Raw genomic sequence first — 23511 nt, forward strand, 5'->3', positions numbered from 1 at the left:
CCTGTTGAATTTTGGACCCCGACCCTTATCCCTTATCGGCCTTAGCATTTGCCTTAGACGGTTTTTTTACCACTAAGATTATCGTCTTGGCCCTACTCTTGTTATGCTCGGCCATGGTATCTGGTGCCGAAGTGGCTTTTTTTGGTATTTCGAGCACGGACCAAAAAGAAATGGAGGAAAACGGGACTGTACGCGATAAGTGGGTCTTGAAACTTTTGGAAAAACCTAGAAAATTATTAGCCACGATCCTGATTGCCAATAATGCCCTGAATATTGGGGTAGTGCTTCTGTTATCTAGTCTGGGGGACAGTCTTTTCCCTAAAGTCGATCAAATTTGGTTCGGCTTTGTATCGGTCCGTTTTTTACTGGAAATCGTACTGGCCACTTTTCTGATCCTATTGTTCGGGGAAATTTTACCAAAAATATACGCCAACCGTAATCGGATCAGTTTTTCCCGTTTTATGGCGCTGCCGCTGCGCGTGCTTCAGACTATATTTTACCCATTGAACACCCCTATGGCCAAGTTTTCGGGCTATTTTTACAACCGCTTGGGCAAGCAACGATCCAGTTTGAACGTAGGTACCCTTTCCCAAGCCTTGGAGCTCACCTCCGAAGGCGACACCACGGTAGAGGAGCAAAAGATTCTCGAAGGCATCGTTTCCTTTGGCCAGACCGACACCAAGCAGGTAATGCGGCCACGAATCGACATTTTTGCCCTGAATAGTGAGGCCCAATTCCCAGAGGTTATCAACGAGATCAAAAAACACGGATACTCCCGTATTCCGGTGTTCTCTGAAAATATAGATACCATAACAGGAGTGCTTTATGTAAAAGATCTACTCCCCTTTTTGGACAAGAAAAATTACGACTGGCTCTCTTTGATACGGGAACCTTATTTTGTGCCCGAGAATAAAAAACTCGACGACCTTTTGGCGGAATTCCAAGAGAAAAAAATCCATTTGTCCGTAGTGGTCGATGAGTATGGTGGTACTTCGGGTATTGTGACCTTGGAAGATATTATTGAGGAAATCGTAGGCGATATTTCGGATGAGTTCGACGACGAAGACCTGATTTATTCCAAAATAGACGAACACAATTATGTCTTTGACGGAAAAACCAATCTAAAGGATTTCTACCGGGTCATTGCCCTCGAAGACGACACTATTTTCGAAGATAACAAAGGCGAATCGGAAACCATTGCAGGTTTTGTACTCGAAATTGCAGGAAACTTTCCTAAACGCGGGGAAAAAGTGCTTTTTCAAAATTATCAGTTCGTAGTCGAGAGTCTGGACAGAAAACGCTTAAAACAAATCAAAATTACCTTACCCAATGCATAGAAGCTTCTTCGTATTCATTTTGCTAACCGCCCTTGTCATCTCCTGCAAAGAGGAAGCCACCTTACCCAAGCCCAAAGGGGTATTGCGATTGGAATATCCAAATCCTAAAGTAGCCTCTTACGAAGACGCCTGTCCGTACACCTTCGAATACAATGGCCTGGCCCAAGTAAAAAAAGACAAAGGCTGTAACCTGACCTTGGAATACCCTAGCATGAAGGGCAGTATTTTCCTGACCTACAAGCCCGTGGAAGACAATCTGAAACAATTAATGATCGATGCCGACAAGCTGTCGTACGAACATGCGGCCAAGGCCGATAATATTGTACCCCAAGTATTCGAAAACCCGGAAGACAAGGTGTACGGAGTGTTCTTTACCGTGACCGGAAATGCCGCTTCGCAGACCCAGTTCTATGTCACCGATAGCATCAACCATTTTGTGACCGGCTCGGCCTATTTTAAGGTAAAACCGAATTACGACTCCATTTTGCCGGCCGCACATTATCTACAGCGCGATATCCGACATATTATGGAGACTTTGCGTTGGAACACACCACAATAAATTCCCATCGGGTTCTGGTACTTCAGGCGAATACCACTTTGGCTTTTTACACATGGTGAATCCTCTGTGAAACTCAGTGCTACTCCGTGAATCTTTGTGAAACAATACAAAATGCTAAAGTAACACAGAGGCCCGCAGAGAAAACGCAGAGCTACACTGAGAAATTCTATCAAGTTTTCTTTAAATTTCATGAGTCTTTTTTCCTCATCAATAAACTGAACGTATGCCCCACTATTTACTATACAAACCTTTCGGCTACTTAAGTCAGTTTAAGCGGGGCCCGCAAAAGCGGCGTAAAAAGCTACTAGGCGAATTATTTGACTTTGCCGAGGGTACCATGGCCATTGGTCGCTTGGACGAAGCCTCGGAAGGGCTTTTATTGCTCAGCACCGATGGTATGGAAAGCGAACGTATTCGACAGGGCAGCTTCCCAAAACAATATTGGGTACAAGTAGATGGGAACATACAAACGGCGGCTATCGAGAAACTTCGAAATGGCATAGAAATCAATATTCATGGGCAATACTATACCACACAAAAATGTAGGGTTGAAAAACTGGACACCCCTCCGATACTACCCCCAAGATCAAAACCAGTACGCTCAGACCGACACGGACCAAGTAGCTGGATCAACATAACACTGACCGAAGGAAAGTTCAGGCAAATACGTAAAATGACGGCTGCCGTCGGTCACCCCACACTACGGTTGGTACGCCATAGTATAGGTATACTAAACCTAGCGGATATGCAACCCGGTCAAGTCATTGAAGTTTCGAAACTACTGCCTTGATCAGCTTTCCATTTTTAGGTAGTAATCCGCAGAATGTTTACCTGAGCCATAGACCAAAAAGAACAAACAGATCAATAAGGTCATGGTGGCCAGTATGAGATTGGTACTATTCATCTCCCCCATAAAATTGATGCCGATGGCGCCTATCAATATGGGTAATTGCGCCAAAATGGCCCAACGGGTCAAGAGTCCAAAGGCAATGAGTATCCCTCCTATAAAATGCGCAGGGGCCACATAATGCATAATGAACATATCGCCCACCCAACCTTGGAAGGGACGCATCAATTCGACCAAAACCTCGCTATGGGTCACGAAATCGAATCCTTTATAAAAGAGAAAAGCACCTAGACCTATACGGAAAAGGTCGAGGGAATAATAGGTATGGGCATTGGCCCATTTGTTCAGATGTTTAATTGTCTCCATTTGCCAGCCATTTAAAATTTCTATATAAAATACTCATTTTAAACGACATAGAAAAACAAAACAAAGCAACACACCTCTAAAAAGCCTAATCAAACAACCTGATTTCCATTAGGCGAAGGTTATCGGCAAATCCAAAACCTAAAGGCTAACCCACCAAGCCCAAGGCCCTTTTCAGCGCCAAAATACTTCCGGTATGTATACCATCGTGGTAAAAACTATAGGCCAAGGCCTCATCTATATTCGAAAGGGTTACCCCGGCACTAGTGGTATAGGCGTTGTAGTTCTTAAACTTTCCAGCTTTGTGATCGGTCTCGGTCTGGGCAATGGTCTCGATCAGCCATTTTTTTACCTGGGCCACCTCTTCCGGGCTCACTTGGGTACCATCGGGTTTGGTATCTTTTCGGAAAGCATTGATAAAATCATCTTCCAATAGCATGGCCTCACCCCCCAGTTTGTAACACAGCAGCTGTTCGGTAGCTACCAAATGGGCTAAATTCCACCAAATATTATTGTTAAACCCCGACGGGATTTTAAACAAGTCTTCGTGCGCTACTCCTTCGACCAAGGTCAAAAGGAACTGGCGCGATTTTATAGTTAGATCAAAAATAGATGCCATATGGTTACTTTATCAATGCTTCCGCATTGGCTATACTTGAATTGATTTGTTCCTTAAGGGCCTTTACCTTGGTTTCCTCTTCGGCGATCCAGCCCATTTTTTCCTCACTGAGGGCCTTACCGTTCAAAATCTCATCGGAATCGAAACGGGCACCAAAATTTTTCATCCAATCCATCATGGCCGTATGGGCATCTTGAAGATCTACCATAGCCTTTTGATAGGGTTGCCCCGTAGCTGTGGTATCGGCGGCCAATGGCTTTAGGCTTTCTACCAATTTACCTATGGTAGACATTTTGGGCATCACCTCGTCGTGAATGGCCATTACCAATTCCATTTCGGCCTGACCTTTGGCCAATACCTCTTCTTTTTTTTCTTCCCCTTTACAAGCCATTACCAAAACGGCCAACAAGGCAAGCATTACAGTTGAAAATTTACCCATATTCTTAAGATTTTGAAGCATCACAAAAATACGTAGGTCATGGTTAATTCTATTGCCTAGGCCTTAATATTTTCAGTAGAAGTTAAAAAGCTAGATAAAAGACCGCTTCACTTCTAGAATATAGAAAATAGACTTTTGATTCGCAGTTATTTATGATTTCGTTTTTTGTAAAACATCTGAATAAGCCTTTAAAGATAAATTTTTCGGAATCGGTTAAGTTGGGTTACGACGAAAATGTAAACGACTTATTTTCAGCAGTCTTTTTTATTTGTACTTAACACTTTTGTCTGAAGCCATCAAATTTCGGATGCCTTTGAGTAGAAGTTAAAGACAATTGAACGGATTCGGTCTAGAACTTTTATCCCATTATTTAGTTTTATATTGTTGGGAACAAATACCAACACTATGAAAAACCTAACCACCATACTCTACATTATCATCTGGCTTTATATTGTCAGTGGCCTTATCAAGATTTACAAAACCATTAAGGTTTTACTCGATACATTTTCCGGGATCGCGGTATTTGATATTACTGAAATAGCCTTTCATTTGTTTAAAATAGGCCTAGCCATTTATTTAATCTACCATTTTTTTCTATTCAGTAGAACCGTGAACAAATTTGATGAAAAATCGTTCTTTAATCTCAAGAACGGTCTTCGATTCAAATCAACCGGGAAAGCGATTGTTGTTTTCGCACTTCTAAATTTTTCAGCCAGCATTCTTTATGCAGTGAATGTAGGGAGTGATCTTGCCCTTAAAAACCTACCAGAGCAAGTGATTCCCAATTTTTTTCTCCTGATGATGGCCTTGTTTTTATTGATCCAATCCAAAGTGATTTTGAGTGGTAATCAACAACTAAAAAAACACGAACCTATAAATGAGTAATTAGAAAACTATTTCTTCTTACCCCTGGGCTTCTTTTGCAACTGTTTAGAGGTTAGGCCATATAACAAAAACCCACTACCCAAGGTAATTAGCCCAAAAATGGAAAACAGGCGTAAGACGAAATTGTTAAAATCGTCGCGACCGGCATAGTCCATGGTATGCAGCATCCAAAGAAAATCGAAAGCACGCCATTGATCGTTCCGGAAGTTGCGCACCCGAGCATCGTTCTGTGAGATATAAATTGTAGTCTGTGCAGGAGCCCCAAAGGATACGGCAAAGGCGGGCAAAGGTTTATTGCGGTATTCATGATGTTTGCCCGATTCCTGGATCAATTCGGTTTTTAAAATAGGCGCTTTTACATTCAGGCTACGCATGGCCATTTGCTCTGCCTCAGATTTACTCAAGGGCTTCCTCTTTTGGCCTGTAAGCGCATGAACCAATGCTACGGACTCAATACCCTTTTCACTAAAAGAAAGCTCGTAAAACGGTTCTCCAAGTACGGAACGCAATTCTATAGAACGAACACTATCGACCCCTATACTTTCAGCCACAATCGATGGTGATAACATACTGTCTTTTATGGCGACCACAGCCTCCGGATTACGCAGATCGGAACCCCGGATAGTTTCGATATTCGTCCAACTAAAATACAGCCCCCCAATAGTCCACAATAAAAATTGGATCCCCAATACAAAACCCAGATAGCGGTGCCATTTACGGGTTCTTTTCACCCACACTCTTTTCTTCATTTTAAAGCCAAATAATTGCACAAAAAAAGCCAACCCTTTCGGATTGGCTTCTATTATTTCGAAATACCAGACATTTAATCTGCTAAAACGATTATTTTATTATCGTTCATCTCTAAGGTACCGCTATTGATGGCCAAAAGAGTATCGCCATTACCGGCTTTGGTAAAACGCTCGGCATAGGCCTCATCTATAGTAAGGTTACCTTTGATCTTAACGGTTCCCTGCTGCAAAATGGAAACCACGGGGGCGTGATTTTCCAACATTTGAAACTCTCCGTTTACACCTGGTACGGTTACCGCCTCAACGTTGCCGCTGAACAAAGTAGCCTCTGGAGATACGATTTCTAAATACATATTTTTTAGTTATGAGTGATGAGTTATGAGTGAAGAGAAGAACTCTGAACCCTACATTCTTAACTCCTAACTTAATTAGGCCTCGGCCAACATTTTCTCACCGGCTTCGATAGCTTCCTCAATGGTACCTTTAAGGTTGAAGGCTGATTCCGGCAAGTGATCCAATTCACCGTCCATAATCATGTTAAACCCTTTAATAGTTTCCTTGATATCTACCAATACCCCTGGGATACCGGTAAACTGCTCAGCTACGTGGAAAGGCTGCGAAAGGAAACGCTGTACACGACGCGCCCTACCTACGGCCAATTTATCTTCCTCGGACAATTCTTCCATACCCAAGATGGCGATAATGTCTTGAAGTTCTTTATAACGTTGCAACAACTCTTTTACACGCTGGGCACAATCGTAATGATCGTTACCCAAGATATCGGCGGTAAGGATCCTTGAGGTAGAATCTAAAGGATCTACCGCTGGGTAAATACCAAGCTCGGCAATCTTACGAGAAAGTACGGTTGTAGCATCTAAGTGGGCAAAGGTAGTTGCAGGAGCGGGATCGGTAAGGTCATCCGCAGGTACGTATACCGCCTGTACCGAGGTAATAGAACCTTTTTTGGTAGAGGTAATACGCTCTTGCATAGCACCCATTTCAGTGGCCAAGGTGGGCTGGTAACCTACCGCAGAAGGCATACGACCTAAAAGTGCCGACACCTCTGAACCTGCTTGGGTAAAACGGAAAATGTTATCTACGAAGAAAAGTACGTCTTTTCCTTGTCCGTCTCCGGCACCATCACGGAAATACTCAGCGATAGTCAACCCAGAAAGGGCCACACGGGCACGGGCCCCAGGAGGTTCGTTCATCTGTCCGAATACGAAAGTAGCTTTAGACTCTTTCATGGCTTCCTTATCAACTTTGGTAAGGTCCCATCCGCCTTCTTCCATAGAGTGGATAAAGTCGTCACCGTATTTGATAATACCAGATTCCAACATTTCGCGAAGCAAATCGTTTCCTTCACGGGTACGCTCTCCTACACCGGCAAAAACTGAAAGTCCACCGTGTCCTTTGGCGATATTGTTGATCAACTCCTGGATCAATACGGTTTTACCTACACCGGCACCACCGAAAAGACCGATCTTACCACCTTTGGCATAAGGCTCGATAAGGTCGATTACCTTGATACCTGTAAAAAGTACCTCGGTCGAAGTTGAAAGATCTTCAAATTTTGGTGCCTCTCTGTGGATAGGCAAACCATTGTCTCCTTCTTTAGGCAAATCACCCATTCCGTCGATGGCATCTCCAATAACATTGAAAAGACGGCCATATACATCGTCTCCGATAGGCATTTGGATAGCGGCACCAGTGGCAACTACATCAACACCCCTACTTAGACCATCGGTAGAGTCCATAGAGATAGATCTTACGGTATTTTCACCGATATGTGATTGTACCTCCAAAATAACTTTGGAACCATCGGGACGTACAACTTCCAAAGAATCATAAATTTTTGGAAGGGTTGATCCGGATTGGAACTCCACATCGATAACCGGGCCGATAATCTGGGAAATTTTACCTGTAACCTTAGACATTACTTGAATTTTTATTGAATACTCTTGTACTTGTTCTTCATAAAGCCCTGTAACAGAGCCTTTCTTTTTCCGGCTGCAAAGATATGTTATTCCTTCTTAAATAGAAACTTGTACCCCTTGTTTTTTTACCCACGAAAAAAGGCGCCGGAATGGCGCCTTTTTAGAATGGATTGTATAACTCGAATTAGTTGTTGATTATCCAAGAAACATAGTATTGGGCACCTACGTTACCCGTACCAATGGCACTGTAATATTCATCGGCCAAAATATTGGAACCACCCACTTTAAAGGTAGACTTGATACTAGGCACCTTGTAGTTGATCTGCATATCTACTACGTTGAAGGAAGGCACCCAGTCACTACCAAAGGTAGCCTCCCAGTAATAGGTATCTGACCAACGGTAATTAAGACCGAATCCGAAGTTTTCGAATAACTCGGTATTTCCGAAAGATACTTTAACCTTATGTCTTGGGGTATTGAAACTAGGCATGAAATCGGGATCGGTACTACGATCAAAATCAAATTCAGAGAAGGTATAGTTGATTCCGAAATCAAAGTTTCCGAAAACCTTGGTATCTACTCCAATGTTGGCACCATAAGAAGAAATATCGGCCTCAGAATTGGTATACGCTTGGAATACTTGGATATCGCCACGCTGCAAAGCCAAAAGTGACAAAGAGTTATCTCCTACTTCACCATAAAGTGGGGCCACAACATTTCTACCCGACATAAAATCGGTATAGTCGTTATAGTAACCACTAACATCTACTATGAATTTTCCTAACTGACCCCTATACCCCAATTCAAAGGCAGTAATCTGTTCTGGTTTAACCAATTGAACATTAGAAGCCTCTGGAGCCCCGGCCTGAACGGAAGCCAAGCTAAAGGAGTTTTCATAGGCATCACGACCCGTTACGACCGTAGACATAGAAGGATCGGAGTTCCAAGCCACTTCTTGCGAAAAACGGTCTAGGTTATCGGGTGCAGAACCCACCAAAAGGGCACGACCGGCATCTAGACCAATATAAAGATCTTGGGTAGTGGGGTTACGGAAACCGGTTTGGAAAGACCCACGGAAATTGTGGTTTCTACGCTCACCAGCAGTATAGGTAATTGAAGCCCTTGGCGAGAAAAAGCCATCGAACAATTTATTTTTATCGTAGCGTACCGAACCCGTTAATTTTAAACGGTCGTCCATCAATTTCTTTTGAATCTGGGTATACAAACCAAATTCGGAATAAGGAATAGGTCCGTCTTCATCGGTAAAGATGGTACCGTTGGAATTCAATACATACTCACGGAAAGACCCACCTACTTGAATATCGGCAAAATCACCGGTCAAATGGCTAAAGTTATAGTTCGCATCTACATGGCGCATTTTGGTCTCGTCTATAAATTTAGAACCCGTAGAAAGGTTACCATCGGAGGTAACGGCAGCTTTGGCAGCATCAAATTCCGCTGTGCCAGGCACTAAACGTCCGTTATCGGCATTCGCCCTACCTGCGGCATGAGCATCGTCATCTGAGGCCGGTATACCGGTACCTACACCCAATTTAGCCCCGGCAAATCCGGCGATATAATCGGCAAACCATTGCTGATCAGCCTTCCACTTACGGTTAATGTTAATACCCGTAAATACTAAATCGTGTGATTTTCCAGAATTCTCAAGCGTTACATAACCCCTAACAAAGAAATTATTGTTCTTGATCTCTAATTTATGCTGTTGCAAGGTAAAATCTTGAAGGTAGTAACGGTTGGTCCCTTGGTAAATAGTTGAACCACGACCAATCCTAGAATTTAAGATCACCTCAAAATCATCGGCAAAAGGCCTAACATGTAAGGCTCCATCAAACTTTACACTTTGGGCTTTATAATCGGAAAGTTCACGCTCGCGATACCCGGTACGCGAAACAGTATGGGTACCCAAAGTACCTGAAGGGAATCCGGCAGCGTCGTCAAAATTAATGGTAGCCGCAACTTCATCACCATAAACATTAAGCCCGTTATAGGCCGGATTTTCGCGGGTCCACCCCGGGTTGTTTAAATCATCTTCACGTACGGCCCACCAATCGGTACCATCTAAATATGAGAAACTAGCTTTTACCGCTACGTAGTCGTTAAAGGCTTTGGCCGCACGTATGCCAACATCATAAAAAGCATTATCACCAGCGGCTTCTTGCGAAGTAAGTCCTGTTTTAACGTAAGCACTAATTCCTTGGAAATCGAAAGGGTTTTTACTGGTCATGAACAAGATACCATTAAAGGCATTCGCTCCATACAATGCCGAAGAGGCACCCGGTAAAATCTCAACGCTTTGAACATCCAACTCACTCATACCGACTAAGTTACCCAGCACAAAGTTAAGTGCAGGCGAAGTATTGTCCATACCGTCTACCAACTGTACAAACCTGTTATTGGAGAAAGTTGCAAACCCCCTGGTATTAATCGATTGAAAAGTTAAACTATTCGTATTTATATCTACACCTTTAAGGTTCTGTAGCCCGTCATAGAAAGAGGCCGAAGTAGTATTTTCTATCTCTTTTAGTCCAAAACGCTCAACAGAAACCGGAGATTCGAAAATACGTTCCGGGGTCCTAGAGGCCGAGATAACGATTTCATCTAAAAGTGTCTGTTCTTCATTCAAGCTAATGGTTAGGTTCTGGTTGTTCGAAGTCACCTCTACCGTTGCCTCGGAATAACCAATACTAGAACCCCTTAAGGTAAAAGGCGGGGTTTCACTGGTACTTAAAGTAAAGTTACCATCGAAATCGGTTACAGCACCAACCGATTTTCCCACGATTACCACATTAGCCCCGGGGATAGGCTCATTATTCTGGTCAACGACCGTTCCTTTTACCGTTGTTTGGGCATATGCAAACGTGCCAAACAACAGTAATGCCATGCATAACAATGCTCTCATTATCGTTAGTAGTTAAATTAGTTTCACCAGACAAGATACACCTTTTCTACTAATATGAAAAAAACAATGCACGCATAATAAGTTTTCGTTAAAAAAAGGTTTTAAAAATGATGTTTCCACAGAGAAACAAAAAACCGCGCCAGTAATAGCGCGGTTTTTGAAAATTCGAATGCTTTTTATGTTACTCCACGGTAACCGATTTAGCCAGATTTCGAGGTTGATCTACATTACAACCACGCATTACGGCAATATGGTACGATAGTAACTGTAATGGTATAGTCGTTAACAATGGTGTAAGCGCCTCCATAACCTCAGGCACCTCGATCACATGATCAGCCAAGTTCTTCACCACCTCGTCCCCTTCGGTCACTATGGCGATAATTCTTGCTTTACGCGATTTAATCTCTTGAATGTTACTCACCACCTTTTCATAATGGCCCTTTCTGGTTGCGATTACGATAACAGGCATTTGTTCATCGATAAGGGCAATGGGACCATGTTTCATCTCGGCAGCCGGATACCCTTCTGCATGGATATAACTAATCTCTTTAAGTTTCAGCGCCCCCTCTAATGCAACAGGAAAATTATACCCCCTACCTAAATAAAGACAATTAGATGAATCTTTATACACGTCGGATATTTGCTCAACCAAGGCATTATACTCTAAGGATTTCTCAACCTTCTTAGGTATAGCTTCCATCTCAACTAAAAATTCGTGGAGTTGGGTTTTATTAATCGTCCCTTTTTCTTGGGCCAACTTAAGCGCCATTAAGGTCAGTACCGTAATTTGAGTGGTAAAGGCTTTGGTTGAAGCCACTCCGATTTCGGGTCCGGCATGGGTATAGGCACCAGCATGGGTCTCTCTTGCAATAGACGAACCTACTACATTACACACCCCAAACACGAAGGCCCCTTTTTCTTTGGCCAGTTTTATCGCGGCCAAAGTATCGGCAGTTTCCCCGGATTGTGAAATAGCTATGAGCACATCTTTCTCGGTGATTACCGGGTTCCTGTAACGGAATTCTGAGGCATACTCTACCTCTACCGGTATACGGGTAAGATCTTCGAAAATGTACTCGGCAACCAAACCAGCATGCCAAGAGGTACCACAGGCCACAATAATGATTCGATCGGCATTAAGGAAACGTTCGAGGTTTTGATCGATTCCCGCCATTTTTATCAGACCCTCATCGGCCAATAACCTACCTCTATACGTATCTTGTATCGCTTTGGGTTGCTCATAGATCTCTTTGAGCATGAAATGATCATAGCCCCCCTTTTCGATTTCCTCGAGGTTTAACTGCAACTCTTGGATATTCGGATAAGCAATATGATCCCCTTTGATTTTGCGTAATTTAATCTCTTTACCCCTACGGATGATAGCCATTTCCTCGTCTTCGAGATACACGGCATTTTTAGTGAACTCTATAAAGGGGGAAGCATCGGAAGCGATAAAATACTCATCCTCCCCTATCCCAATGGCCAACGGGCTACCCAGTTTGGCGACAACCACCTCATCTGGCTTTTCTTTATCGAATACAGCTATGGCATAGGCACCTACGACTTGATTTAAGGCAATCTGAACAGCCTTACCCAATTTTACATCTTCCTGTTTTTTGACCTCTTCAATCAAATTGACCAACACTTCGGTATCGGTATCGGAATGGAAAACATAGCCTCGGTTTTTAAGCTCTTGTTTAATGGCCTCATAATTCTCTATGATTCCATTATGGATAATGACAAGATTTCCTGAATTTGAATAATGCGGGTGCGAATTCACATCATTGGGTACCCCATGGGTAGCCCATCGTGTATGCCCAATACCCAATGTACCCTGGGTCGAAATTTCTGCTTTTGATTTTTTTTGAAGGTCGTCTACTTTCCCTTTGGTCTTACTCAGCTGAATTTGTCCATCGTGATACAAGGCCACTCCAGCACTGTCATAACCGCGGTACTCTAAACGTTGCAATCCTTTAATGATAATGGGATAGGCCTCCCTATGACCTAAATACCCTACGATTCCACACATAGAATGATTATTGACGTTAATTTTCGGTAAACATACCGTTTTACACCCTAAACAACGAATTATTTATGATAAACGGCAGCACCTTAACGTTAAATCAATCTACTTCAGTATAGGTTATTACCAATTTTAGTTTTTTATCTAGATTTTCTTGGGCCACATTGCTGCCAAAAAGTACCGTACCAAGCGGGGTAACATTATTCATACGGTGCAAGTCTTTTTGTTCCATGGCACCCTCCGAATCGGTTAAAACCACTTTTGAACGCAGTGCCACCCGCATATCTGCGGTAACCATTAGCGCCAACTTGGCATTGGCAGAATCACGAACCACCAGATTATTGATGTGGTCGGTTATTTTAAAGGTATATTTTACCCCTTTATCATTTTCTTCTTCGAGCAGCCCCCCGAAATTCTTAAAAGCCCCCAATGGCGTATTACTATCACTTATCTCATTGGCCCCATTAAACAAGGCATTACCCGTTTCCAAATTGTATAAAAACAAACGTGGTGGCTCAACGTGATCCATATCGGCATCTAAGGCTGCCCGATCAACATAAAGCTCAAGTTTAGCTTCGTTGATTATCCAGTTCCTTTCTTGTATTTGACTAATTTGCTCCGTACCCCCCATTTCATCGAAAAGGCTAATCTCAGAAAAAATGCCCGATCCACCTTTTAAATAAATCTTTTCGGCATTCATGTTATTGTCCAAGCTACTTTGGATTTCTCCTGGATAATCGCCTTGAATAAAGGTGTTTACCGCATTACCGGAAAAGGCTCCATTTTGGCCCGTTGTTATTAAGCGAAAACTAAACTCACGCTCTTTCTTTTCAATACTGCCATCACCCGTGTCTTCCGTATCTGTATTGGCCACCCAATCGTCGTATTCATAGGTCATGGTAATATTGGCCGCACTAAAATCCAATAACATCATAAGATTTTCATCGGCTTGGGTAACTTCGAAATGTAATCCCCTGATAAATTCGGTGAAATTCGATTGACTCAATAATACAGACTCCCCTTCTTTGTCTAAAATATTGTCTTGGAAGAATTGGCTGTCGAGTTTAACCCGTATACCCGGATTTAGTCGGGTATCGACTTCGGTAGATTCATCAACATCCTCCGTCTCAGGGTCGTCTTCTTTGAAGAAAAGTATTTCCTTATCATCAATAAGCACTTCGCCATTGAAAAGGGTTTCACCAACGAAATTAGGATCGAACTGTTGATTGGAAAAATACTCCTGGGCTTCCAAAAAATCGGTACTAGGATCTAAATCCCTTAAAAAATAAGTGCTCCTACGTATTCTTAAGTTAAACGGTTTTGACCTATCACCATAAATACTATCTATCTGCACCTGTTTCGCAAAAGAACCACTGGGAGTATCGGTGTCTTCTCCATCTAGAATTCCATCCCCGTCGGTATCTTGGTTCAAGGGATCGGTACCCCTACTTCTTTCCTCTAAATCGGTTAACCCATCGGAAGAACCATTAGCTCCAGCATCCGAATCACTGTTAGGATCATTGGGGTCTGCATCGAATTCGTTATCTACCCCATCATTATCCAAATCCCTTTGGGTAACGGGCGCAATAACATAAGGTATATAAAAATAAACCTCTTTTACGGTTTCGTTCTCCGGTATGGTACTATTATTATCGTCAGAATCGGCACTATCTTCTACCGACTGAGAATAATCGCCAAAAGTCGGATTTGCCACTGACAAACGTAGCTGGGAGTTTACCTCACCCTTAGTATTACCGAAAATACCATCTTTAAACTGCCCTAATTGGTACAAAGGTAACTGATTGGCATGTACAGCTTTCATATTGCGGTTAAAGGCAAAAACATCGTACTCTGCCTGCCCGGTAACAAAAGGATTTTCGCCGATTACACCATCGCCCGGGGTTATGATTTCATCATCACAGGAAACAAATAGGGTAACCACAGCCAGGGCACAGGCTAACTTTAGCCCATTGATCTTAATAAACTCCATTAACTATCTATCAGTTTAACACTTCCTCGGTGTAGAACTTACCATATGCTTCTTCAAAACCCTGTACAGGAACGTAGTCTAAAACAGGTTTTTCAAGACCAGCAATATGGCTGCTCAATTCCTCGGGGAGGTTCTCGGAGGCTAAAATAACCGCATCGGAAAAATCTACGGCTACTTTTAACAAATTATTATAGCTGGGCTCTGAAAGCGGAGCAACTGCTTCTTTATCAACACCATCGAACAACACCTTATCCATCATTCCTGTATCTAGGGTGCCATCGAAACCTTGACCGTAAACCGAGGTAACAATCTTACTGTCTTGAAAGATAGGCTCATCGGCATAATACTTTCTAAGATACAAGGGTAGCAAAGAAGCCATCCATCCGTGTACATGGATAATATCAGGAGACCAATTCAGTTTCTTCACGGTCTCTACAACACCTTTGGCAAAGAAAATCGCCCTTTCGTCATTATCCGGGAAAAGCGTCCCTTCCTCATCGGTAAAAGTTGCTTTACGCTTAAAGTACTCCTCATTATCTATAAAGTATACCTGAATGCGCTCCCTAGGAATAGATGCTACCTTAATTATCAAGGGCATATCCATATCATTGATCACCAAATTCATTCCAGATAAACGAATTACTTCGTGTAGTTGGTGCCTTCTTTCGTTAATGTTCCCGAAGCGGGGCATGAAAATCCGTATTTGGCCACCATTGCTGTTAACCATACGCGGAGTTTCGTAAGACATTAAGGATACTGGGTTTTCTGGTAAATAGGGTACAAGTTCAGAAGATACGAACAATATCTTTTTCCCGTTCATAAAGTGTGAGTTTTGTTTAAAGCGCCAACTAGCTTGCAAAATTACAAAAATAAAAGACATTAGCTTTAATTATAGTAAGTTTGCACGTTTATCGATACAAAATGCATACCATCGAAACCCAAAAGGATCTAAAAATATTCTTGGATCCCCTTCGAGATTCTAAAAGTATAGGTTTGGTACCTACCATGGGCGCACTGCACCAAGGTCATTTGGCCCTTGTAAAGAAAGCCTTGACCGAAAACGACCAAGTAGTGGTCAGCATTTTTGTGAATCCTACCCAATTCGATAACCTAGAAGATCTTAAAAAATACCCCAATACACTCGAAGCGGACAAGAATCTATTACGAGGTGTATCTGAAGACATTGTCATATTCGCGCCAAGCGTTACGGAGATGTACCCCGATAAGACCGAAGCCAAAGTCTATGATTTCGACGGTTTGGATCAAGTTATGGAAGGGGCACATCGCGACGGGCATTTCGATGGGGTGGGTACCATAGTCGAGCATTTACTTCGTTTGGTAATGCCGGACAAAGCCTATTTCGGGGAGAAGGATTTTCAACAATTACAGATCATAAAAAAGCTGGTAAGCCAGCAAGAACTACCCATTGAAATTATCGGCTGCCCAATTGTCAGGGAAGCCAATGGGTTGGCCATGAGCTCTAGAAACAGTAGGCTTTCTAAAGAAATGCGGCAAGAAGCCTCCCATATCTACAACACCCTTCAAACTGCCAAAAAGGAGTTTGGCACGAAAAATGTCTTATCAATTACGGAATGGGTTAAGTCCCAGTTCGATCCAAAAGCAGGTTTCGATTTGGAATATGTCACCATTGTTGATACAGAGAACTTGCTTGAAGTAGAGGATATCAAGCCCGAAAGAAAGTATCGGATTTTTATAGCCGTATATGTTGAAGGCGTACGCTTGATAGACAATATAGCATTGAATTGATTAATTTTGCAGCATGTTAGTCGAAGTAGTAAAATCTAAGATCCACCGGGTAAAAGTTACCGGGGCCGATCTAAATTATATAGGCAGTATCACCATTGATGAAGACTTGATGGATGCCGCCAACATTATTCAAGGCGAAAAGGTACAGATCGTGAACAACAATAATGGTGAACGACTGGAAACCTATGCCATTCCGGGTCCGCGTAACAGTGGCGAAATTACCCTGAACGGAGCCGCCGCGCGTAAAGTAGCCGTAGGCGATGTTTTGATCTTGATTACCTATGCCCGTATGGAATTTGAGGAAGCTAAGACCTTTTCGCCCGCATTGGTTTTCCCGAACGAAGAAAACAATCTGCTCAAATAAGTGTCAAAATCACTTAAGAAAATACTTAAGACCGTTCTACCTATTGGTTTTGGCCTAGGACTGATTGCCTATTCCTATGCCGTAACCACCCCCGAAGAACGGGAACAAATCGTTACCTATATCACCAATGCCGATCTTTTCTGGGTTGGCATTTCAGTTTTATTGGGCTTCTTAAGCCATTTGTCGCGTGCCATACGATGGAATTTTCTCTTGGAGCCTTTAGGATATAGGCCATCTTTGCTAAATAGGACCTTACTAGTATTTGTGGCCTACTTTGCCAATTTGGGTATTCCTAGGGCTGGCGAGATCCTTAGGGCTACCGGCTTGGATACTTATGAAAAAGTACCTTTTGAAAAAGGTTTTGGTACCATAGTTACCGAGCGGATCATTGACCCTATCATGCTTTTGTCAGTTATCGGCTTGGCTTTGATCTTGCAGACCGAGAGCATCATGGATATTTTGATGCAAAAAAAAATAGACCCTTGGAAAATTGGTTTACTTGCGCTGGCCGGACTTGCAGGGCTTTTATTTTTTGTTTTGGTCATAAAACGTTCAAACCATGCCCTTGCCCTAAAAATCAAAAACTTCATTACTGGTCTTCTCGAAGGGGTACTCAGTGTTTTTAAAATGAAACAAAAAGGCTGGTTCCTTTTCCATACCTTTTTTATCTGGGCCTGTTATGTAGGCATGTTCTGGGTGATTAAATTCACGGTACCCGAGACCGTTTCCCTTGGTTTTGGACCCATACTCGTTGCTTTTGTGGCCGGGGCATTTGCCATGACGGCTTCGAATGGAGGGTTGGGTATTTTTCCGGTAGCGGTAAGCGCTATTTTGGTTGCCTTTGGTATTTCAAAAGTCTCGGGCGATGCCTTCGGCTGGATCATGTGGATCTCGCAAACCCTTATGGTGGTGCTTTTTGGGGCAATATCGTTCTTCCTGTTACCGTTATACAACAAAGACACTAAAGGGTAAACTACATTAAACCTTTTGTCTTGCTAACCATCTAAGGTTCAGCAACCCAAATTGTACAACATGCGCCAACTAATTTACCTATGCCTAAGCTTTACCTGCCTCATAGCCTGCAACAAATCTGACGATAACCCAGAAACTTCAGGCCCTGAAAATGAGACCTCCCTGTATTTTCCGCCCATAACGGGTAATTCGTGGGAAACCGAATCTCCCGAAAATTTAGATTGGGACACCACACAACTCGATGCCTTGTATTCGTTTTTGGAAACGAATGGCACCCGGGCCTTTATCGTTCTAAAAGACGGAAGAATAGTATTTGAAAACTATTGGGGCAACCAAATCATAGGTTCTGAACCCTTTTCCCGAGAAAGCCAGTGGTATTGGGCTTCGGCCGGCAAAACTTTAATAGCCTTTATGGTGGGTACCGCACAGGAAGATAATCTACTAAACATAGACAACCCCACTTCGGATTACCTAGGAACAGGTTGGACAAGCCTACCACAGGCCGATGAAGTCAAAATAACCATAAAGCACCAACTGACCATGACCACCGGATTGGATTACGAGGTGGCGAACCCAGATTGTATTGAACCTTCTTGTTTACAATTTAAAGCTGCCCCAGACACACAATGGTACTATCACAATGCACCCTACACTTTACTAGGCCATGTTTTGGCAGAAGTGAGCGAAGGCAGTCTAAACGAATACACTCAAAATACCGTTGGAAATACTATTGGTATTTATGGTAATTGGAGGTCTTCCGGCGACCACGATGTATATTGGAGTACCGCACGCGAAGCAGCAAGGTTTGGCCTTTTGTTGCAGGCCGAAGGCCAATGGGACGACAAAACCGTGCTTTCCGACACAGATTACATGGAGGCCTTAAGCCAACCCTCCCAATCCCTAAACCCATCATACGGATACCTTACCTGGCTTAATGGCCAAAACACCATTAGAATCCCAGGTTTTTCTATTGCATTTCCTGGCCCATTAAGTCCGAATGCCCCGTCCGATCTCTATGCGGCCATGGGAAAAAATGGCCAGTTTATAGATGTAGTGCCTAGTAAAGGCCTTGTGGTGGTACGCATGGGCATGGCCCCAGACGACACCTTAGTGCCTACCGATTTCCACGATGATCTTTGGGAAAAATTAAGTGCGATCATCAAATAAAGCCCAAGGGAATCCGTTACATAGATGCACGGCACAACCATAACACTACAGGTATGCGAAAACATCTATTCCTATTTTGCCTTTTTATAGGTGCCCTAACACAGGCCCAGGTACAGCAAGAAATCTTTGAATCGTTCAAACTTCAAGAACGTCGCGACGTCAGTTACTACTTCCCTGAAGGTTACGACGAAGACAAACGCTACCCCCTGATTATGGTTTTAGATGCCGACCGCTTGTTCGATCAGGTTTTGGCAACTTCAAAGTACTATAGCCGTTTTCACGGTGCGCCTGAGGCCATTATTGTGGGAATCCATCAAGAAAAAGACGATTTGCGCTACGAAGACTGTGCCTTTGAAGAAGACAACGGTCTCCCTTCGGAAAAAGGGAAAAAGTTCTTCGAATTCGTAGGTATGGAATTAATGCCCTTTTTGGGCACAAAATACAGCATTGCTCCTTTTAAGATTATGGTGGGTTACGGCATCACTGCCAATTTCGGCAATTTCTACCTTTTCAAAGAACGCTCTTTATTCGATGCTTATATCAGTATTTCTCCAGAATTGGCCCCGGAGATGGAAACCCGCGTAGCCTCACGATTGGCCGCTTTTGACAAAACCATTTTCTACCATTTAATGGTGGAGGGTGAAAAAAGTAAAAACAGGAACCGCATTTTGGAAATGGACAAGAACATTAAAGAAATCGATAAGGAAAACATCCATTACACTTTCGATGAATTCCCCAATACAGATAAAATAGCCGTACCCTCATATGGAATCGGCAAGGCCTTTGACAATATTTTCCAAATTTTCAAACCTATTACCCCAAAGGAATACAAGGAAAAAATGCTTACTTCCGAAGAGCCCGTATACCAATATTTGGAGAACAAATACCAAATGATCGAAGATCTGTTCGGATTTAGAAAGCCCGTAGACCTCAACGACATCATGGCCGTATATGCCGCTTGTAAAAAGAAGGAGGATGTAGAGTCGTTAAAACCATTATCGGACCTCTGTAAAAAGCAGTTCCCGGAGACCATGATGGGCTATTATTTTGAAGGGGAATACTTAGAACTGATGGGCGAACCCAAAAAGGCCATGCGTACCTTTGAAAAAGCCTTCGCCCTAGATGAAATCGACTTTTTGACCAAAGACATGGCCTTGGATAAAATCGACGCCATTAAAGCCGATTTCGGATATTAATTTAAGACCAACCTAGCACACACTGACATCCTAAGTGTCGGAAACGTAAGGGTTTTCCGTATTGGCATTCTTATGCGATTAGGTTATCTTTATGATGATGTAATCCACAACCAACATGAAAACCTTCACCTTTATTGGCATACTACTGTGCCTAAGTCTATTCAGTTGTCAAAAAACCGAAAAAAATGAAGCCCACACCATTTTTTATGGTGGCGACATCATAACCATGGTTTCCCCAGAACAACCGGCACCTGAGGCACTCGTAGTCACTGATGGCAAAATCGTTTTTACCGGCAGTAAATCCGAAGCCCTAAAAATGCAGGGCGATAGTACCAAATTGGTCAATTTAGAAGGCAAAACCCTACTCCCTGGGTTTTTAGACCCGCATAGTCATTTTAACAATGCCCCACAGATTGTAAACTGGGTAAACGTATCGGCCCCTCCGGTCGGTAACATCAAAACTATTGACGATATCGTAAATGCCATTAAGGCCCATGTTACCGATAAAAAGCCGGCCAAAGGCGAATGGATCATCGGTTACGGTTACGATGGCAATATGCTGAAAGAAGGGCGTGAATTGACCAAAAAAGACCTCGACCCCCATTTTCCGGATAACCCGATCATGCTTATTCATGTCTCTAACCATGGGGCCGTTTTAAATTCCGCCGCCTTTATCGATGTAGATATTACCGCTGAGACAGAAACACCACCCTCCGGAATTATTTTAAGGGAACCCGGTGGTAACGAACCGGCCGGACTCATTATGGAAACGGCATTTATACCAGTGTTCAAAGGGATGCCAAAACCCCCTGAGGCCGAACATTTGGCCAACTTTAAACCCGCACAGATCGAATATGCCAAATGGGGCTTTACCACGGTTCACGAAGGGGCTACCCCCTATAAAGACCTACAAATCATCAAAAAAGCCAACGAACAAGACCTTTTGTTCTTGGATGTTATCGCCTATCCCCTGTTTACCGAAATGGACAAGGTGGTAGGTAAGGAAACCTTTGGCGCTTATGACAAACGCCTGAAAATAGGTGGCATTAAAGTATTATTAGATGGTTCTCCCCAGGCCAAAACCGCCTTAAAATGTACGCCCTATTTAACCGGGGGACCTAACGGGGAAGCCGATTGGCGCGGCGAATCTACGATTACGGCCGAGGAATATGCCGAAATTATGAAGGTTTGTTACGATAACGGGATTCAGCTGAATACGCATGTCAATGCCGATTGTGCCATTAAAATGATGCTCGACGGCATGGACAGCATTGGGTACAATAGTCAAAAAGATTTACGATGGGTGGCCATACATGCCCAGTTTATGCATCCCGACTATTTACCCCGCTTTGCCAAACATCAGATAATTCCTTCCTTTTTTAGCAACCATACTTTTTTCTTTGCCGATACACATTTGGAGAATTTTGGACCCGAAATGACCCATTTTATCGATCCATTTAAGGCTGCCATAGAAGCCGGGCTCACCCCCACGAACCATTCCGATTATTCCGTAACCCCGCTAGACCCCTTTTTCGGAATCTGGACCGCCTGTGTTAGAGAGGCCAGATCCGGAACCATTATTGGCGAAAATCAACGTATTACCGTGTACCAAGCCTTAGAGGCCATTACCAAAAATGTAGCCTACCAATACCACGAAGAAGATCGAAAAGGCACCTTGGAAGTAGGCAAACTGGCCGATTTGGTGATTTTGGATAAAAATCCGTTGGCCATAGAATTGGATGCCATTCGAAACCTACAAGTAATGGAAACCCTAAAGGAAGGAAAAACGGTCTACAAGAGATAGGTATACCATCCCAAATAAGGTATTTAAGAGGTGGGTTAGGACATTTATCTGCCCGCCTTTTGATGCAGTCAAATCCGGCTTACCCCAAAACTGAAAACCCCTATCTTCGCAGAAAGCGAACCCATGGCCAAGACCAAAACCACTTTTTTTTGTCAGCATTGCGGGGCACAACACGCCAAATGGGCCGGGCAATGCAGTTCTTGCAAACAGTGGAACACCATAGTTGAAGAAGTTGTAGAAACTGCCAAAAAACCCGACTGGAAAGCCGAGCAACCCACTTCGGCCAAACGAACGGCCACAGCCCTACGGATAAACGAAATTGAGACCGGACAAGAATACCGTCTACCCATACCCGATAAAGAATTCAGTCGTGTTCTGGGTGGCGGACTGGTACCAGGTTCCCTAACCCTTTTGGGTGGTGAACCCGGCATTGGTAAAAGTACCTTATTGCTTCAGATTGCCTTACACTTACCCTTTACCACCTTATATGTTTCTGGGGAAGAAAGTCAGAAACAGATCAAGATGCGGGCCGATCGACTGAGCCAAGCTTACAAAAACTGTTTTATCCTAACCGAAACCAAAACCCAGAATATCTTTAGGCAAATTGGCGAGATACAACCCGATGTAGTGGTTATCGATTCCATTCAAACCCTACATTCCGATTACATAGAATCTGCGGCCGGAAGTGTTTCCCAAATTCGGGAGTGTACAGCCGAACTGATCAAATTCGCCAAAGAAAGCAATACCCCAGTGCTGCTTATTGGTCATATTACCAAGGAGGGCACCATTGCCGGGCCCAAGATCTTGGAACATATGGTAGATACTGTATTGCAGTTCGAGGGTGACCGTAACCATGTCTATCGTATCTTACGGGCCTTAAAAAACCGATTTGGCTCTACGGCAGAATTGGGCATATACGAAATGTTGGGTGCCGGCCTACGGGAAGTAAGCAACCCAGCCGAAATATTGATCTCACAAAAAGACGAAGACCTCAGCGGAACGGCCATTTCAGCAACCTTAGAGGGTATGCGCCCCTTACTAATTGAAATACAGGCTTTGGTAAGTACGGCCGTGTATGGTACCCCGCAACGTTCGGCCACGGGCTACAACCTAAAACGCCTGAACATGATTTTGGCCGTACTTGAAAAACGGGCCGGGTTTAAATTGGGTGCCAAAGATGTGTTTTTGAATATTACCGGTGGCATATCGGTAGACGATCCCGCCATAGACTTAGCCGTGGTGGCGGCCATCCTTTCCAGCAATATCGACATCGCCGTTGTAACCGATTGTTGTTTTGCGGCCGAAGTAGGTTTGGCCGGGGAGATCAGACCGGTTCAAAAAATAGACCAGCGTATATCGGAGGCCGAAAAATTAGGTTTTAAACGCATTTTTGTCTCCAAAAACAACAAGATTACCTTAAAGAACCCACAAATTGAGGTAGTAACCTTGGGCAAGGTAGAAGATTTGGCCGAGTTTTTGTTTGGGTAAAAACTATAACCTAGTTTCAAACAGCATAAAACTTGGAAACAATTTTTCAATCGGTCTATAAATTACTAAAATAGATAGCCTCGAT

The 23511-nt window shown here is 43.3% G+C and carries 21 protein-coding genes; 11 read left to right on the forward strand and 10 right to left on the reverse strand.

Annotated features, from left to right (window positions below):
- Positions 1-11: 11 nt before the first annotated feature.
- The 3 genes from gldE to B7P33_RS05220 all read left to right on the forward strand — a co-directional run bounded on the left by gldE (position 12) and on the right by B7P33_RS05220 (position 2686).
- Positions 12-1337, forward strand: coding sequence for a gliding motility-associated protein GldE (gene gldE / locus B7P33_RS05210; RefSeq protein WP_097440914.1), 1326 nt, complete (start codon positions 12-14; stop codon positions 1335-1337).
- Complete coding sequence (gene gldD / locus B7P33_RS05215) at positions 1330-1896, forward strand: gliding motility lipoprotein GldD (protein ID WP_097440915.1); 567 nt, start codon at positions 1330-1332, stop codon at positions 1894-1896. Before gldE ends, gldD begins: the two co-directional genes overlap by 8 nt.
- 223 nt (positions 1897-2119) lie before the next feature.
- On the forward strand, positions 2120-2686 hold the full coding sequence (locus B7P33_RS05220; RefSeq protein WP_097440916.1) for a pseudouridine synthase: 567 nt from the start codon (positions 2120-2122) through the stop codon (positions 2684-2686).
- Here the strand turns inward: B7P33_RS05220 and B7P33_RS05225 are convergent, their stop codons facing one another.
- From B7P33_RS05225 to B7P33_RS05235, 3 genes are all read right to left on the reverse strand, one after another.
- Positions 2687-3109, reverse strand: a complete 423-nt coding sequence (locus B7P33_RS05225) for a DoxX family protein (RefSeq protein WP_097440917.1) — start codon at positions 3107-3109, stop codon at positions 2687-2689.
- Between the two features lie 145 nt (positions 3110-3254).
- On the reverse strand, positions 3255-3725 hold the full coding sequence (locus B7P33_RS05230; RefSeq protein ID WP_097440918.1) for a DinB family protein: 471 nt from the start codon (positions 3723-3725) through the stop codon (positions 3255-3257).
- Between the two features lie 4 nt (positions 3726-3729).
- A complete protein-coding gene (locus B7P33_RS05235; RefSeq protein ID WP_097441238.1) occupies positions 3730-4164 on the reverse strand; it encodes a hypothetical protein in 435 nt (144 codons plus the stop codon).
- Positions 4165-4569: 405 nt separating this feature from the next.
- On the opposite strand from B7P33_RS05235, the gene B7P33_RS05240 reads away from it, so the two are divergent.
- Entirely contained in the window at positions 4570-5049 is a 480-nt protein-coding gene (locus B7P33_RS05240) for a hypothetical protein (RefSeq protein ID WP_097440919.1), read from the forward strand.
- Positions 5050-5057: 8 nt separating this feature from the next.
- Here B7P33_RS05240 and B7P33_RS05245 read toward each other — a convergent pair whose 3' ends face one another.
- The 7 genes from B7P33_RS05245 to B7P33_RS05275 form a co-directional block, all read right to left on the reverse strand.
- Positions 5058-5798, reverse strand: coding sequence for a PepSY domain-containing protein (locus B7P33_RS05245; protein ID WP_097440920.1), 741 nt, complete (start codon positions 5796-5798; stop codon positions 5058-5060).
- 74 nt (positions 5799-5872) lie between these two features.
- Positions 5873-6151 (reverse strand): F0F1 ATP synthase subunit epsilon, encoded by a 279-nt coding sequence (locus B7P33_RS05250; RefSeq protein ID WP_097440921.1) that lies wholly within the window; start codon positions 6149-6151, stop codon positions 5873-5875.
- Positions 6152-6226: 75 nt separating this feature from the next.
- The gene (gene atpD, locus B7P33_RS05255; RefSeq protein ID WP_097440922.1) at positions 6227-7735 is read right to left on the reverse strand and encodes a F0F1 ATP synthase subunit beta; all 1509 of its coding nucleotides are present in this window, start codon (positions 7733-7735) and stop codon (positions 6227-6229) included.
- 184 nt (positions 7736-7919) lie between these two features.
- A complete protein-coding gene (locus B7P33_RS05260) occupies positions 7920-10655 on the reverse strand; it encodes a TonB-dependent receptor (protein ID WP_097440923.1) in 2736 nt (911 codons plus the stop codon).
- A gap of 181 nt (positions 10656-10836) precedes the next feature.
- A complete protein-coding gene (glmS, locus tag B7P33_RS05265; RefSeq protein ID WP_097440924.1) occupies positions 10837-12684 on the reverse strand; it encodes a glutamine--fructose-6-phosphate transaminase (isomerizing) in 1848 nt (615 codons plus the stop codon).
- Between the two features lie 94 nt (positions 12685-12778).
- Complete coding sequence (locus tag B7P33_RS05270) at positions 12779-14668, reverse strand: DUF4270 domain-containing protein (protein WP_097440925.1); 1890 nt, start codon at positions 14666-14668, stop codon at positions 12779-12781.
- 10 nt (positions 14669-14678) lie between these two features.
- Positions 14679-15488 carry a glycogen/starch synthase gene (locus B7P33_RS05275; protein WP_097440926.1) on the reverse strand — a complete coding sequence of 270 codons (810 nt, stop codon included), beginning with the start codon at positions 15486-15488 and terminating at the stop codon, positions 14679-14681.
- Between the two features lie 101 nt (positions 15489-15589).
- Here B7P33_RS05275 and panC point away from each other — a divergent pair, with 101 nt between their 5' ends.
- From panC to radA, 7 genes are all read left to right on the forward strand, one after another.
- Positions 15590-16435 (forward strand): pantoate--beta-alanine ligase, encoded by an 846-nt coding sequence (panC, locus tag B7P33_RS05280; protein WP_097440927.1) that lies wholly within the window; start codon positions 15590-15592, stop codon positions 16433-16435.
- Positions 16436-16448: 13 nt separating this feature from the next.
- Complete coding sequence (gene panD, locus B7P33_RS05285) at positions 16449-16799, forward strand: aspartate 1-decarboxylase (RefSeq protein WP_097440928.1); 351 nt, start codon at positions 16449-16451, stop codon at positions 16797-16799.
- Positions 16800-17771, forward strand: a complete 972-nt coding sequence (locus tag B7P33_RS05290) for a lysylphosphatidylglycerol synthase transmembrane domain-containing protein (RefSeq protein ID WP_097440929.1) — start codon at positions 16800-16802, stop codon at positions 17769-17771. It abuts the gene before it with no gap.
- Between the two features lie 60 nt (positions 17772-17831).
- Positions 17832-18938 carry a serine hydrolase domain-containing protein gene (locus B7P33_RS05295; protein WP_097441239.1) on the forward strand — a complete coding sequence of 369 codons (1107 nt, stop codon included), beginning with the start codon at positions 17832-17834 and terminating at the stop codon, positions 18936-18938.
- Positions 18939-18991: 53 nt separating this feature from the next.
- Entirely contained in the window at positions 18992-20134 is a 1143-nt protein-coding gene (locus tag B7P33_RS05300) for an alpha/beta hydrolase (RefSeq protein ID WP_097440930.1), read from the forward strand.
- A 115-nt stretch (positions 20135-20249) separates the two neighbouring features.
- A complete protein-coding gene (locus B7P33_RS05305) occupies positions 20250-21938 on the forward strand; it encodes an amidohydrolase (protein ID WP_097440931.1) in 1689 nt (562 codons plus the stop codon).
- A 123-nt stretch (positions 21939-22061) separates the two neighbouring features.
- Positions 22062-23426 (forward strand): DNA repair protein RadA, encoded by a 1365-nt coding sequence (gene radA, locus B7P33_RS05310; protein ID WP_097440932.1) that lies wholly within the window; start codon positions 22062-22064, stop codon positions 23424-23426.
- The last annotated feature ends 85 nt before the right edge of the window (positions 23427-23511 follow it).

The organism is Sediminicola luteus (assembly GCF_002514735.1).
In the GTDB taxonomy this organism is placed as follows: domain Bacteria; phylum Bacteroidota; class Bacteroidia; order Flavobacteriales; family Flavobacteriaceae; genus HQA918.